We start from the raw sequence: 14,100 nt of genomic DNA, 5'->3' as shown, positions 1-14,100 counted from the left end.
GCGATACGTCGGCTGTGCGTCACCGGTGCGTCACCGGTGCCTCACTTGCCGAGCGGCGCCACCGTCTCCAGTTCGACCTCCGCGCGCGTGATGTCCCGCGCGTCCGCCGCTGTGGAGCGGCGCAGCGCCTCGTGGAGCCTGGCCGGGGTCAGGACCCCGAGGAAGCGGCCCTCGGAGCGGGCGTCGATGACCGCGATCCAGCCCGCGTCGTGCTGGAGCATCGTCGCGAACGCCTGCTTGAGCGAGGCGCCGACCGGCAGCCACGCCTCCATGCGGCGGGCGTGGTCGCGCACGGTGCCGCCTCCGCCCTGTGCCGCTGCCGCGCGCGTGTGCTCGGCGGAGATCCAGCCGTGCAGGTTGTTGTCGTGGTCCAGGACGACGGCCCAGCGGGCGTCGAGGTCCGTGGGCAGCGGGTCGTCGAGGTGGACGACGGGCGGCTGCTCCAGGTCGCCCTCCTCGATGGGCGTCACGGACAGGCGCTTGAGACCCCGGTCGGCGCCGACGAAGTCGGCCACGTACGGCGTCGCGGGGGCGCCCAGGACGGCCGAGGGGGTGTCGTACTGCTCGATGCGGCCCTGCCCGTACACGGCGATGCGGTCGCCGAGGCGGACGGCCTCCTCGATGTCGTGCGTGACGAACAGGACCGTCTTGCCGAGCGTCTGCTGGAGCCGCAGGAACTCGGTCTGCAGGTGGTCGCGGACGACCGGGTCGACGGCGCCGAACGGCTCGTCCATCAGCAGGACGGGCGGGTCGGCGGCCAGGGCGCGGGCCACGCCGACGCGCTGGCGCTGGCCGCCCGAGAGCTGTTCCGGGTAGCGGTCGCCGAACGTCTTCGGGTCCAGGCCCACCAGGTCGAGCAGTTCGGCCGCGCGCTCGCGGGCGGTGGCGCGCTTGACGCCGAGCAGGTGCGGGACGGTCGCGGTGTTGTCGAGCACCGTCTTGTGGGGGAAGAGGCCCACCTGCTGAATGACGTAGCCGATACGGCGCCGCAACTGGACGGGGTCGATGGCGGATATGTCGTCGCCGTCGAGGAATATCCGGCCCTCGGTGGGCTCGATCAGCCGGTTCACCATTTTCATCGTCGTGGTCTTGCCGCAGCCCGACGGGCCGACGAGGGTGACCAGTTCGCCCTCGTTCACCTCGAAGGACAGGTCGTCGACGGCAGTGGTGCCGTCCGCATACCGCTTGCTGACGTGCTCGAACCGGATCATGAGACCCCATTCTGCCGCGCCGCGGCGCCGACGGACACGGCCCGGCAAGGCAGTCGTGTGAAGGGAATGTTGCGGGGAGGGGACGGGTATCGGCCATTGTCAGTGCTGCCCGCTAGGGTCGTCGACAGTCAGAAAAGGTGCGTGCGGTTGTGCGGATCACTGACATACGTTCGGGGAAGCGGGGGAGGTGGGCGGGGTGAGCGAGCAGAACTGCCTGGTGGCCAATGACTGGGTGTGCGGGGAGTATCTGCGCACCCGCAGCCAGGAATTGGTGGACGCGACCGTCCAGCACATCGGGATCACCGTGGCGTCGGTGCTGATCGGGGTACTGATCGCGTTCCCGCTCGCGCTGCTCGCCCGGCACAAGCGGGCTTTCGCGGGCCCGGTGCTCGGTCTGACGACGGTGGTCTACTCGATTCCCTCGCTGGCGATGTTCTCGCTGCTGCTGCCCCTTTTCGGGCTCTCGGCCGCGCTGGTGGTCACCGGACTCGTCCTGTATTCACTGACGATTCTCGTGCGCAACATTCTGGCGGGGCTGCAGGCGGTGCCCGAAGAGGCCAGAGAGGCCGCGCGCGGCATGGGGTACGGGTCGCTGCGGCTGCTGTGGGAGGTCGAACTGCCGCTGGCGCTGCCCGCGTTGCTCGCGGGTGTGCGCATCGCGACGGTCTCCACGGTGGCGCTGACGACGGTCGGCGCGATCGTCGACTACGGCGGCCTCGGCACGCTGATCCTCGACGGCCTCGACAGCGACTTCAAGGCGCAGGTGCTGACCGCCTCGGTGCTCTGCGTGGTGCTCGCGATCCTCGCGGACCTGCTGCTCCTCGGCGTGCAGCGGTGGCTGACCCCGTGGACGCGGGTGGCGGCCGGGCGGTCCTCGCGCGGGTCCCGAATACGTCAGGGCGGCGCGGCGCCGGCCTCGACCACGGCCTCGGTGGAGCCGGAGAAGGTGGCATGAACGCGATATCGGGGGCATGGGACTGGCTGAGCACGGGCGCCAACTGGCAGGGCGAGAAGGGGGTGTGGCACCGCCTGGCCGAGCATCTGTACTTCAGCGGTGTCGCGCTCGCCGTGGCCTGCCTGATCGCGCTGCCGCTCGCCCTGTGGCTCGGGCACATCGGCAAGGGCGGCGCCCTCGCGATCAACGTGTCGAACGTGGGGCGCGCGGTGCCGACCCTGGCCGTCCTCGTCCTGCTGACCCTGACCCCGCTGGGCCGCCACGGTGACGTGCCGACGCTGATCGCCCTGGTCCTGTTCGCGGTGCCGCCGCTGCTGACCAACGCGTACGTGGGTATGCGCGAGGTCGACCGCTCGGTGGTGGAGGCGGCGCGCGGCATGGGCATGAGCGGCCGCCAGGTCTTCGCCCGGGTCGAGCTGCCGCTGGCGTACCCGCTGGTGATGACCGGGCTGAGGTCGGCGGCGGTGCAGGTGATCGCGACGGCGACGCTGGCGGCGATGGCCGGCGAGGGCGGCCTCGGCCGGATCATCACGGCCGGGTTCAACCTCCAGGACACGCCCCAGGTGGTCGCGGGAGCCGTCCTTGTGGCCGCGCTCGCGCTGCTGGTGGAAGGCGTTTTCGTGGCGCTGGGACGGGTGCTCGACCCCATGCGGGGCCGGGCGTGAAGGCAACTAGGAGAGCGATGAACAGCAGGACGCGTCGAATGGCTCTGGCCGCCGTGGCGGTCGCGGCGCTGACCGCGGGCGTCACCGCGTGCGGCGGGGACAGCCTGGAGGGCAAGGACGACTCGGGCAGCTCGGGCGACGGCGGCAAGAAGGGCAAGGTCGTCGTCGGCGCGGCGAGTTTCACCGAGGCCAAGGTGCTCGGCGAGCTGTACCGGCAGATATTGTCCGACGCCGGGTACGACGCCTCGGTGAAGACGGTCGAGAACCGGGAGATCTACGAGCCGCAGCTCGCCAAGGGCGCCATCGACGTGGTGCCGGAATACGCGGCGACGCTCGCCGAATTCCTGAACCTGAAGAAGAACGGCTCCGACGCCAAGCCGGTCGCCTCCAGCGATGTCGACGCCACCGTCACGGCGCTGCGGGGGCTCGCCGAGCCGGAAGGGCTGAAGGTTCTCGACCCGGGTGAGGCCGTCGACCAGAACGCGTTCGCCGTCAGCGAGAGCTTCGCGGAGAAGCACGACCTCAAGACGCTTTCCGATCTCGGCAAGTCGGGCGAGAAGGTCAAGGTCGCCGCCGGTGACGAATGCGAGGAGCGGCCGTTCTGCGCGCCGGGTCTGAAGAAGACGTACGGCATCGACGTCACCGGAATCGACCCCAAGGGCGTCGGCACCACGCAGTCCAAGCAGGCCGTGAAGAACGGCACGGACCAGCTGGTCCTGACGACCACGACCGACGCGACGCTGAAGAACTTCGGCCTCGTTCTCCTGGAGGACGACAAGAAGCTGCAGAACGCGGACAACATCATTCCGGTTGTGAACGCGAAGGACGCCGGTGACAAGGGGATATCCGACGTTCTCGGGAAGCTGACGAAGACGCTCACGACGGATGACCTCATCGAGTTGAACCGCAAGGTCGACGCCGAGCGCCAGAAGGAAGCGGATGTCGCGAAGGACTATCTCGAGTCCAAGGACCTCATCGGTAAATGATCTTGAAGGGCCCGCGGAGGTCTTCTCTGGGCCATCGATGAGGGTGATCGAGAGGACCATCGAGAAGGCCGTCGGGAGGGACGGGAGGGAACGGAACGGGCGGTGCGGGCGTCTTCCGGTGTGAGTCCGGTGATTTCTGTGCCGCCTGTGCCCGAATTTTGCCGGGCGGGGCTTCGGGATTCGCCTACGCGCGGTAAGTTTCTGGCCATGCCACGTGGACGTCACCGCCATTCCCCACCCCTGCACCGACTGCTGCCCCCTTCGGTGATCGCCGGTGTGCCCCTCGTCTGCGCGGGCGGCGTCTGGCTGTCCGACGATCCGCTCGTGCTCCGCGGGATCACCGCCGCCGCCGCGGCCGCCGCCGTGATCGGCGCCGTGGTGATGCGGCGCTGGGACAGGCTCGCGGGCAAGCAGGTCGCCGAGCTGACCCGGGGCGCCGCGAGCGAGCGCTGGCGGCACGAGGAGGCGGTGGCGGAGCTGGAGGGCGACCTCGAGGAGTCCCGCGAGCTGCGCCTCAAGTTGGAGGCGAAGCTCCGCGCGAAGCGCTCCGAACTGGCGGGGCTGCGCAACGAGCACGCGGCGCTGCTGCGCCGGTACGCCAACGCCGAGACGGAGCGGGCCAGCGCCCTGGAGGGCCGGCGCCGGCTCGCCATAGAGGCCACCGCCCCGGCCAAGGCGCTGCCCGCTGTGGCCAGTGGCCCCGGGGGCGCGACCACCCCGGTCCTGTACCTGCGGGCCAACGCGGCGCTCGACCGCCTCGCCCGCCCCGAGCCGAAGCCGGCCGCGGAGGCCGATTCGCAGGGGAAGTCCCACGCGGCGTCCGGCCACTACACCGTGCCGGCCGCCGCGGCGGTGGTGCCCGCGGCGCCCGCGCGGAGGGTTCCGCAGGGCGGCTTCGACTTCTTCGGCACGAGCGGCTCCGCCGGGGAGCGGGACGAGGACCTGGCCGACGTCATCGGTGACGAGGCGCTGGCGGAGCACGAGGCCCTCGCCGAGCAGGAGCAGGAGCAGGAGCAGGAGCAGGAGACGGCGCGGGAGCAGGAGACGGCGCAGGCCCAGCCGCACGAGGCCGCCGAGCACCGGGCCGCGGACAAGGACGGTGCCGACACGGACCGCGTCGGCCAGGACCTCGCCGAGCAGGAGGTCATCGACCTGACCGCTCATGACGAGACCGAGCAGATCGACGTCGGCGACCTGAGGTCAGCGCTGCGGGCGTGAGCCGCGTACTGACCCCAGTACTCGCGATCCCCGTACTCGTGATCCCGCTACGTGTGCACAGGGCGCCCTACTCCTCGTAGGGCGCCCTCACTTCTGGCTCATCCACCGGTCGGGACGCGCCTCCCGGCGCCCCGTACGGGACCGGTCCGCCTGGGCGCGCAACAACTCCGACGCCTCCCGGACGTCCCGCAGGCGGGCCGTCACCGTCTTGTTGGCGCCGGTGTCGAGGTGCAGGTCGGCGACGCGCAGGCACCGTTCCCACGGCCCCTGGGAGAGGCGCACGCTCTGCACCTTGGCGTGCGGGACCAGGGAGACGTGGCGCCGGAGCAGCCCGTGCCGCGCCGCGAACGCCGTCTCCGTGACGGCGACCCCGTACGCCCGCCACCACAGCGGCACGCACCAGCGCCCGCGCCGGGGCGCGGGCGTGAAGTCGCCCGGCTTGGGCACGGCGACGCCCGGCAGGACCCGCGCGATGACGTCCTCGGCGTGCTCGCGCGGGGCGACGGGCACGAGGACGGAGTTGGCGGACCCGGCGACGTGCAGTTCGACGCGGACCCAGCCGCGCCGCCGCCACAGCAGCGGTTCGACGAGGCGGAGGGTCTGCACGCGGCCCGGCGGCACCGTCTCGTGCGCCCGGTCGAGCAGCCCGTGGTCGATGCGGAGCCCGTCCTGGGACTCGCCGACCGTCCAGTCGTACTCCGTGATGAAGCGGCCCGCGCTGTGCGTGAACGCGGCGCCGGCCAGCGGCACCCCGGCCGCGATCACCGTCCACAGGTTGTGGGTCAGGAACCACAGGAAGGTCGGTACGACGATCGCGGCGAGCAGCATCGCCCAGGGCGCGCCCGTCAGGAGCAGCGACACCGCGAGCGTGCGCGGGGGCGTGTGCAGGAGCTGGCGCGCCGGCGCCTCGCCCACTCCGTGCGCCGACTCGGGGGCGAAACCGGCCGCCCTTGCGAGCAGTTCGGCCCGCAGGTCGCGCGCCTCCTTCTCGCCCAGGAAGGAGAGTTCGTCCTTCTTGTCGGCGCCCACCACGTCGAGCTTCAGCTTGGCGACGCCGAGGAGGCGGGCCATGAGCGGCTGGGTGATGTCGACGGCCTGGAGACGGTCGAGCCGGATGTGCGCGGTGCGGCGGAACAGCAGGCCCGTACGGATGCGCAGCTCGGTGTCGGTGACCGCGAAGTGCGTGAACCACCAGGTGAGGAAGCCGTACAGGGCGGCCGCGGGCACCAGTACGGCCAGCCCGATGGTCAGGGTGGCCCCGGTCAGGTGAGCAAGCTGGCGCTGCGCCTGGTCCATGTCGTGCACGGCCCAGCCGAGCAGCACCGCTATCGGCGCCCAGGCCCGCCGGAACGGGGTGACGGGGTGCAGCCGCCGCTCGCTCAGCGGCCGCTCCCCCGAGGGAGCGGTCCCGGTCGTCACAGCCCCGCCGATCGGGCCTCGCCCAGCTCGGTGAGGCGGTCGCGGAGGCGTTCCGCCTCGGCCGGGCTCAGGCCGGGGATGGTCGCGTCGGAGGCGGCGGCCGCGGTGTGCAGCTGCAGGCTGGCCAGGCCGAACTTCCGCTCGAGGGGGCCCGAGGTCACTTCGACGAGCTGCATGCGCCCGTACGGCACGATCGTTTCCTCACGCCACAGGACACCACGGCTGATGAGCAGGTCGTCGGCGCGCTCGGCATAGCGCCACGAGCGCCAGTTGCGGCCGAGCATCGTCCAGCCCCAGGCGAGGACGGCGAGCGGCAGCAACGCGAAGGCCGCCCAGGCCGGGCCCGCGAAGAGCGCGAGCAGCACCCCGAGCGCGATCGTGGGCGGCAGCAGCCACAGCACGAGCAGTAGTCTGCGCAGCTTCAGCAGCCCTGGCGGAAGGCCCCTCCACACCGGCTCGTCGCCGGGCGCCCCGGACCGTGCGGGCCCACCGCCCGAAGGGCCTATGGCGCCCGTGGTCCCCGTAATCCCCGTTTCCATACGTCCACCCTACGTAGGAGAGACTGTCCGCATGACGCCCACGACTCAGGCCACGGTCGGCATCGGTGGTGCCGCGGAGAGCACCGACATGGTGCTCAACATCGGTCCGCAGCACCCCTCCACCCACGGCGTGCTGCGCCTGCGTCTCGTGCTCGACGGCGAGCGCATCCAGCACGCGGAGCCGGTCATCGGCTATATGCACCGCGGTGCGGAGAAACTCTTCGAGGCGCGCGACTACCGGCAGATCGTGATGCTCGCCAACCGCCACGACTGGCTGTCCGCGTTCTCCAACGAGCTGGGCGTCGTGCTCGCCGTCGAGCGGATGCTGGGCATGGAGGTCCCCGAGCGGGCCGTCTGGCTGCGGACCCTGCTCGCCGAGCTGAACCGGGTCCTGAACCATCTGATGTTCCTGGGTTCGTACCCGCTCGAACTGGGCGGAATCACTCCGGTCTTCCACGCCTTCCGGGAGCGCGAGGAGCTCCAGAACGTCATGGAGGAGGTCTCCGGCGGCCGCATGCACTACATGTTCAACCGCGTCGGCGGCCTCAAGGAGGACCTGCCGCTCGGCTGGACGACACGCGCGCGTGCAGCCGTCGCCGACGTGCGCTCCAGGATGGACGTCTACGACCGTCTCGTCCTCGGCAACGAGATCTTCCGGGGCCGCACGCGCGGTGTCGGCGTCCTGTCCGCCGAGGCCGCGCACTCCTACGGGGTCAGCGGCCCGATCGCCCGCGCCTCCGGGGTCGACTTCGACCTGCGCCGCGACGAGCCGTACCTCGCCTACGGGGAGCTCCAGGACACCCTGAAGGTCGTGACGCGGCAGGAGGGCGACTGCCTGGCCCGCTTCGAGTGCCTCCTGGAGCAGTCGCACGTCGCCCTCGACCTCGCCGACGCCTGCCTCGACCGGCTCGCCGAACTGCCGCCGGGCCCGGTCAACCAGCGCCTCCCGAAGGTCCTCAAGGCGCCGGAGGGCCACACGTACGCCTGGACGGAGAACCCGCTCGGCATCAACGGCTACTACCTCGTCAGCAAGGGCGAGAAGACGCCGTACCGGCTCAAGCTGCGCTCGGCCTCGTACAACAACATCCAGGCGCTGGCCGAACTGCTGCCCGGGACACTCGTCGCCGACATGGTGGCGATCCTCGGGTCACTGTTCTTCGTCGTCGGCGACATCGACAAGTAGCTCCGTCACCAGCACCGGGACGTTCACGGGTTCGAGCAGCCAGCCGAAGTCGCCGAGCCCGCCGCGGGCCGTCAGCTCCGCTGCCTCTCCCGCCCGCGTGAGCGCCCGTACGTACGCCGCCGGGTCCTGGGACGCCAGAGCCAGCGGCGGGCGTCCTGAGGCGACGCCGAGGGCGCGCAGGGCGGCACGCTGCGACACGACGCGGGCTCCCGGTGTCACGGCGCACGCGTCGAGGGCCACATGGGCCGTGATGTCGCAGGAGCCGTCCGGAACGGGAGCGGTCTCGCGCCCGTTCCGGAAGCCCGTGAGCGTGCCGAACGGCGGACGTGCCCCGCGCGCGTGGGCGTAGTCCACGGCGACCGCGAGGCCGCGCTCCAGGCTGCGCACGGCCGCCGCCCACGCCTCGTCGCGCGCCTGCCCGACCTCGGCGCGCAGCCCCGGCTCGGCCGGCAGCGGCCACCAGGCGTCCAGCCAGCGCCGCGTGGCGTCGTCCAGGGGCGCGGTGTCGAGGCGCTCCTCGCCGTCCGCCGTTACGCGCACGAGCCGGGCCGTGCCGTCCTCGTCCGTCTCGACGACGTCCAGGGGCACATTGTCGAGCCACTCGTTCGCGAAGAGGAGGCCGGTGATCCCGGCGGGCGGTTCGGGGCGCCACTCGATCCGCTGGTCGAGGTCCGCGGGGCGGCCCGCCTTCTCCACCGCGCAGGCACGCACGCGTGCGGCCACTTTCTCCGGAAGCGCGGCAAGGACGCCGGAAACGAGTTCGCCGCGCCCGGCCGCCATGTCGACGAAGGTGAGGCAGTCCGGTTCGCCGAGCGCCGCGTCGACCCGGCACAGCAGCTCGGCCACCGCGCCCGCGAACAAGGGCGACGCGTGGACCGACGTACGGAAGTGCCCGGCGGGCCCCTCGGGCCTGCGGTAGAAGCCGGTCGGGCCGTACAGCGCCTCGTCCATGGCGGCGCGCCAGCCGCGTCCCGCGCCCTCTTGTGCGTTGCTCACGCCCGAAGGCTATGCGCAGGGGGCGCATGCGCCTCCACCTTGCGGAGTACGCGCGCCCGCTCCGGATCGGCCCTCCGGTTGACCCCGGCACCCCGCGGGCCTGCCTACTCTGGGTTACGTGCAGCGCCTCTACGACTTCCTCCGCGAACACCCGACCTGGGTCGACGGCTTCTGGGCCGTGATCCTGCTCGGGATCTCGGTGGCGAGCGGCACCGCCGCGAACGGCTCACCGCCGCGCGGGAACGAGGCGGTGTCGATCGGCTGCGCCGTCGTCCTCTCCCTGGTCGTGGCGTTGCGCCGGCGCATGCCCGAGAAGATGCTCGTCCTCGCGATCCTCGCGGGGCTCGCCCAGTTGGTGTTCGACGCGCGGACCAACCCGTCCGACTTCGCCATGCTGGTGATCATCTACACGGTCGCCGTGAGCGGCGCCCGCTGGGCGTCCCGGCTCGCCCTGATCGGCGGCCTGTGCGCGGCCCCGCTCGCCGAGCTGCGCTGGCCCACGATGTCCTCCAGCGGCGCCGGGCACATCGCGGTGACCGTCTTCCAGATGGTGCCCTTCGCCCTCGCCTGGGTCCTCGGCGACTCGCTGCGCACCCGCCGCGCCTACCTGGAGCAGCTGGAGGAGCGCGCGGCCCGCCTGGAGAAGGAGCGCGAGGCACAGTCGAAGGTCGCGGTCGCCGCCGAACGGGCCCGGATCGCCCGCGAGTTGCACGACGTCGTCGCGCACAACGTGTCGGTGATGGTGGTGCAGGCCGACGGCGCCGCCTACGTCCTCGACCAGGCGCCCGACCAGGCGAAGAAGGCCCTGGAGACCATCTCGGGCACGGGCCGGCAGGCGCTCGCCGAGATGCGCCGGCTGCTCGGCGTGCTGCGCACCGGCGAGCACGAGGAGGGCGGCGAGTACGTGCCCCAGCCCGACGTCGAACAGATCGAGGACCTCGTCGAGCAGGTGCGCACCTCGGGTCTCCCGGTCGACTTCAAGGTGGAGGGCACGCCGCGCTCGCTGCCCAGCGGTGTCGAGCTGACCGCGTACCGCATCGTGCAGGAAGCGCTCACCAACACCCGCAAGCACGGCGGACCGAACGCGGGCGCGAGCGTCCGCCTCGTCTACTTCGACGACGGCCTCGGCCTGCTCGTGGAGGACGACGGCAAGGGCGCCCCGCACGAGCTGTACGAGGACGGCGGCGCCGACGGCCGCGGCCACGGCCTCATCGGCATGCGCGAGCGCATCGGTATGGTCGGCGGCACGCTGGACGCGGGCCCGCGCCCGGGCGGTGGCTTCCGTATCAGCGCCCTGCTGCCTCTGAAGTCCGCTCATTGACACGTACCAGCAACCCGAACCGCACAAGTCGCCACGAGATGTGAGGACCCGCCCGATGTCGATCAAGGTCATGCTCGTCGACGACCAGGTGCTGCTGCGCACCGGCTTCCGGATGGTGCTCGCCGCGCAGCCGGACATGGAGGTCGTCGCCGAGGCGGGCGACGGCGTCGAGGCTCTGGAGGTGCTGCGCGCCACAGCGGTGGACGTGGTCCTCATGGACGTCCGCATGCCGAAGCTCGACGGCGTGGAGACGACGCGGCGGGTCTGCGCGGACCCGAACCCGCCGAAGGTGCTGATCCTGACCACGTTCGACCTCGACGAGTACGCGTTCTCCGGCCTCAAGGCGGGCGCCTCCGGATTCATGCTCAAGGACGTGCCGCCGGGCGAACTGCTGACCGCGATCCGCTCCGTGCACAGCGGTGACGCGGTCGTCGCCCCGTCGACGACGCGCCGCCTGCTCGACCGGTTCGCGCCGATGCTGCCCAGCGCCACCAAGGAGCCGCAGGCCGCCGAGCTGGAGCGGCTCACCGAGCGCGAGCGCGAGGTCATGATCCTGGTCGCCCAGGGCCTGTCGAACGGCGAGATCGCGGCGCACCTGGTGCTCTCCGAGGCCACGGTGAAGACACACGTCGGCCGCATCCTCACCAAGCTGGGCCTGCGCGACCGCGTCCAGGTCGTCGTCCTCGCGTACGAGACGGGGCTCGTCCGCGCGGGCGGCCGCTGACCTCTCGGAGCCTCAGCGCAGGACGCCCTCGATGAAGTCGCCGCCGAGGCGCGAGACCACGCCCAGATCCAACTGGTGCTGCACGTAGCGCCCCTGACGGCGCGTCGTTATGAGGCCCGCCTTCTTGAGCACCGTCAGGTGCCGGGATATCTCCGGCGCCGACATCCCGTGCGCGTCGGCCAGTTCGCTCGTCGTGTACGAGCCGCGCGCGAGGTGGCGGCACAGGCGCATCCGCACCGGGTGGGCGAGGGCGGACATGCGCAGCGTCAGCTGCTCGACGGAGGGCGGCGCCGTGAGCCCCGGTGACGAGACCGGGTAGGTGATCACCGGCTGCCAGCCCGCGCGGTGCAGCACCCACAGGTGCGGCCAGCCCAGGCTCGTCGGTATCAGGACGAGGTCGCCGTCCCCGACCGTCGCGACCCCGACGCTGATCTTGTCCACGACGAGGTTGCGGCCCGTCCGGTCGAGCGCGACCGCGGACGAGGTGGCCTTCAGCGCCTCCCCGAGCCCCTTGCGGCGGATCAGCTCCGTCTTGTGCCGGGCGTCGGCCGCGAGCTGGTGCTGCACCCGCGCCCACACATCCGCGAAGAACGCCTCCTCGCAGTCGCGCAGCAGCTCGCGGAACCAGGTCCTGACCGCGGGCGGATCGTCCAGCAGGCGCTGTGTGAAACGGACCTGGTGCGCTCCGCGCGCGGCGGCGAGGTCGAGCGCGCGCTCGCGGGTGCGAGGGTCGTCGAGCCGGCTGACGGACCGGCTCGCGTAACTGGACTGGCAGGTGAACTCCAGGGCGGCGTCCACGAACTGCTCGTCGGACAGCTTGTCCAGGAGATCCAGCTCCTCGGCGAGCGTGGCCCCGGGGCGGGTGCGCCGCCCGGCGATCCCGGCCGACGGCGTGAACACGTCCGAGAACGTCGTCCGCCACAGGAAGTCCGCCTCGCACATCCGGTCGGCGAGGCACGGGTCCAGGCGCGTGGCCACGCTCGTCGTCCACCCCTGCAGCCCCGGGTGGTGCGCGGGCTCGGCCAGCGCGTGCAGCGCCATGCCGAGCTCGGCCAGGGGCGAGGGCACGACGCCGATGCGCTCGGGCGTCAGGCCCGTGATGTCGATGCTCACGCTCATGGCCCCATGGTGCCCGCCGCCACTGACAACCGGGACGTCGATTGACGGCTCCCGTCAATCCGCGTGACCGGGGTGCGCGGCCCGGCGCAGCCTCGTGGTCATCGGCCGGTCATCGGCCCCGAAACATGACAGACCGGTCCTGGCCGGGGCGAGTCGCGGGAAAAGCCGCCATCGGACCTGCCCATTCCGACCGGTCATCCTGACTGAGCGAGGTGTTCGCCATGACCGTCAACCACCAGTACGCGCTCGACGTCTACCGGGCCGCCCAGCGCGGCGAACCCGCCGGGCCCGCCCCCGGCCCGCACGACCGCGCCGCCCTGCGGGAGCTCCGCGACCACCGCCGCTTCGAGGCGGTCCTGGCGGGCCGCCCGGCCCGCGGCCGCATCCGCGCGGCGCTGACCCGCCGCTTCCTCGCCCGCCGCGGGCCCGCCGCCGGCTGCTGAGCCGCCGCTACGCCCGGCCCGGCAGGCGCCGCACGAAGTCCGCGACGGCCGCGCGGACGTCGTCGGCGCTCCACTCCAGACCCGGTTCCGCGACCGTCACCTCGCTGACGGACAGGCCCGGCACCTTGTCCGTCGCCCACCAGCGCCCGAACAGGGACACCTTCGTCTCCTCCGCCTGCGCCACCCCGGCCAGCGTCAGCGCCTCGGCGTCGTAGGGCAGCCACACCCGGAACTCGTGCGTGTGCGGGACCTCCGGGTGGACCCCCGCCCAGGCCACGCCCGCCTCCGCGAAACCGTCCCGCAGCGCCTGCGCGACCACGCGCGCGTGGCGCACGTACGACGGCAGCTTCGGCAGCTCCCGCTCCAGACCCGCAAGGGCCGCGATCACCTGCGGGAACTGCTGGTAGATCTGCCCGCCGTAACGGTGCCGCCAGGCCCTGGCCTCGTCGATGAACGTCTGCGGGCCCGCGAGCGCCGCGCCGCTGAGCCCGCCGAGCGTCTTGTAGAACGACACGTAGACGCTGTCCGCGAGCGCCGCGATCTCGTCCAGCGGGCGGCCGAAGTGCTCCGTGCACTCCCACAGGCGCGCCCCGTCGAAGTGCACGACGGCGTCACGCGCGCGGGCCGCCTCGCACACCTCCTCCAGCTCCTCCCAGTCCAGGAGCACGAAACCGGCGTCCCTGAGCGGCAGTTCGAGCATCAGCGCCCCGAACGGCTCGTCGAGGGCCGCCACCTCGTCGGCGGTGGGCTGGCGCGGCTCACGCGTGGGGTGCACCGTGCGCAGGCCGGTCAGCGCGGAGAAGGCGCCGCGCTCGTGGACCTCCGGGTGGGCCAGCGGGTGCAGCGCCACGGCGGGGTTCCCGGTGCGCCCGGCCCAGGTGCGCAGCGCGACCTGCTGTGCCATCGTGCCGCTGGGGAAGAACGCGGCGGCGTCCTTGCCGAGCAGCCGCGCGACCTTCTCCTCCAAGGCGGCGACGACCCCGTCACCGTAGAAGTCGAGATCGCCCGCGAGGTCGGTCACCGCGGACGCGTCCCGCGTCAGCCGCGCGAGCCGCTCGCCGAGCGTCGCCTCGTTCGGCCGCCGCGCCAGCCTCCGCTCGGCGCCGCGCCAGGCCGCGAGGCGCCGCGTGGCCTGCTCGTCCTCCTCGGTCCCGGAGCCGCTGTCACCGCTGTCACCGCTGTCGTTCATCCACGGATCATGACGCACGCGCGTGCGCTTGCCCACAGCCTGTGGACAGCCGAGGCCCGCCCGACCAGATAGCGTTAACATGACGAGAAATCGTCCGGTACCCCGAGCGGACTGGAACGGAAGGCCATCGAC

At 72.1% G+C, this 14,100-nt stretch carries 14 protein-coding genes; 8 read left to right on the top strand and 6 right to left on the bottom strand.

What is annotated here, in order from left to right; translation table 11 throughout:
• Positions 1-41: 41 nt before the first annotated feature.
• Positions 42-1,211: an ABC transporter ATP-binding protein gene (locus tag ACH4RC_RS16150; protein ID WP_398200684.1), complete on the bottom strand. Its 1,170-nt coding sequence runs from the start codon at positions 1,209-1,211 to the stop codon at positions 42-44.
• A 196-nt stretch (positions 1,212-1,407) separates the two neighbouring features.
• Here ACH4RC_RS16150 and ACH4RC_RS16145 point away from each other — a divergent pair, with 196 nt between their 5' ends.
• The 4 genes from ACH4RC_RS16145 to ACH4RC_RS16130 all read left to right on the top strand — a co-directional run bounded on the left by ACH4RC_RS16145 (position 1,408) and on the right by ACH4RC_RS16130 (position 5,035).
• Entirely contained in the window at positions 1,408-2,166 is a 759-nt protein-coding gene (locus ACH4RC_RS16145; protein ID WP_398200682.1) for an ABC transporter permease, read from the top strand.
• Positions 2,163-2,831 (top strand): ABC transporter permease, encoded by a 669-nt coding sequence (locus ACH4RC_RS16140; RefSeq protein ID WP_398200679.1) that lies wholly within the window; start codon positions 2,163-2,165, stop codon positions 2,829-2,831. Before ACH4RC_RS16145 ends, ACH4RC_RS16140 begins: the two co-directional genes overlap by 4 nt.
• A 17-nt stretch (positions 2,832-2,848) precedes the next feature.
• Complete coding sequence (locus ACH4RC_RS16135; protein WP_398200676.1) at positions 2,849-3,817, top strand: ABC transporter substrate-binding protein; 969 nt, start codon at positions 2,849-2,851, stop codon at positions 3,815-3,817.
• Positions 3,818-4,024: 207 nt separating this feature from the next.
• Positions 4,025-5,035 (top strand): hypothetical protein, encoded by a 1,011-nt coding sequence (locus ACH4RC_RS16130; RefSeq protein ID WP_398200673.1) that lies wholly within the window; start codon positions 4,025-4,027, stop codon positions 5,033-5,035.
• 87 nt (positions 5,036-5,122) lie between these two features.
• Here the strand turns inward: ACH4RC_RS16130 and ACH4RC_RS16125 are convergent, their stop codons facing one another.
• Together ACH4RC_RS16125 and ACH4RC_RS16120 are read right to left on the bottom strand one after the other, a co-directional pair.
• Complete coding sequence (locus ACH4RC_RS16125) at positions 5,123-6,454, bottom strand: PH domain-containing protein (protein ID WP_398200670.1); 1,332 nt, start codon at positions 6,452-6,454, stop codon at positions 5,123-5,125.
• Positions 6,451-6,993, bottom strand: a complete 543-nt coding sequence (locus ACH4RC_RS16120; RefSeq protein ID WP_398200668.1) for a PH domain-containing protein — start codon at positions 6,991-6,993, stop codon at positions 6,451-6,453. Before ACH4RC_RS16120 ends, ACH4RC_RS16125 begins: the two co-directional genes overlap by 4 nt.
• 31 nt (positions 6,994-7,024) lie before the next feature.
• Here ACH4RC_RS16120 and ACH4RC_RS16115 point away from each other — a divergent pair, with 31 nt between their 5' ends.
• Entirely contained in the window at positions 7,025-8,176 is a 1,152-nt protein-coding gene (locus ACH4RC_RS16115; protein ID WP_398200665.1) for an NADH-quinone oxidoreductase subunit D, read from the top strand.
• Here ACH4RC_RS16115 and ACH4RC_RS16110 read toward each other — a convergent pair.
• Positions 8,141-9,127, bottom strand: a complete 987-nt coding sequence (locus ACH4RC_RS16110; protein ID WP_398201559.1) for an SAM-dependent methyltransferase — start codon at positions 9,125-9,127, stop codon at positions 8,141-8,143. The genes ACH4RC_RS16115 and ACH4RC_RS16110 overlap by 36 nt on opposite strands.
• A gap of 163 nt (positions 9,128-9,290) precedes the next feature.
• On the opposite strand from ACH4RC_RS16110, the gene ACH4RC_RS16105 reads away from it, so the two are divergent.
• Together ACH4RC_RS16105 and ACH4RC_RS16100 are read left to right on the top strand one after the other, a co-directional pair.
• Positions 9,291-10,493: a sensor histidine kinase gene (locus tag ACH4RC_RS16105; protein WP_398200662.1), complete on the top strand. Its 1,203-nt coding sequence runs from the start codon at positions 9,291-9,293 to the stop codon at positions 10,491-10,493.
• Positions 10,494-10,548: 55 nt separating this feature from the next.
• The gene (locus tag ACH4RC_RS16100; protein WP_398200659.1) at positions 10,549-11,217 is read left to right on the top strand and encodes a response regulator; all 669 of its coding nucleotides are present in this window, start codon (positions 10,549-10,551) and stop codon (positions 11,215-11,217) included.
• Positions 11,218-11,229: 12 nt separating this feature from the next.
• On the opposite strand, the gene ACH4RC_RS16095 is transcribed toward ACH4RC_RS16100, so the two are convergent.
• Positions 11,230-12,336 (bottom strand): DUF5937 family protein, encoded by a 1,107-nt coding sequence (locus ACH4RC_RS16095; RefSeq protein ID WP_398200656.1) that lies wholly within the window; start codon positions 12,334-12,336, stop codon positions 11,230-11,232.
• Between the two features lie 221 nt (positions 12,337-12,557).
• Here ACH4RC_RS16095 and ACH4RC_RS16090 point away from each other — a divergent pair, with 221 nt between their 5' ends.
• Entirely contained in the window at positions 12,558-12,779 is a 222-nt protein-coding gene (locus tag ACH4RC_RS16090; RefSeq protein WP_398200653.1) for a hypothetical protein, read from the top strand.
• A 7-nt stretch (positions 12,780-12,786) separates the two neighbouring features.
• Here ACH4RC_RS16090 and ACH4RC_RS16085 read toward each other — a convergent pair whose 3' ends face one another.
• Positions 12,787-13,968, bottom strand: a complete 1,182-nt coding sequence (locus ACH4RC_RS16085) for a threonine aldolase family protein (RefSeq protein WP_398200651.1) — start codon at positions 13,966-13,968, stop codon at positions 12,787-12,789.
• Positions 13,969-14,100: the final 132 nt, after the last annotated feature.

The organism is Streptomyces sp. NPDC016845 (assembly GCF_044332585.1).
In the GTDB taxonomy this organism is placed as follows: Bacteria; Actinomycetota; Actinomycetes; order Streptomycetales; family Streptomycetaceae; genus Streptomyces.
This window is presented reverse-complemented; position numbering and strand designations above follow the sequence as displayed.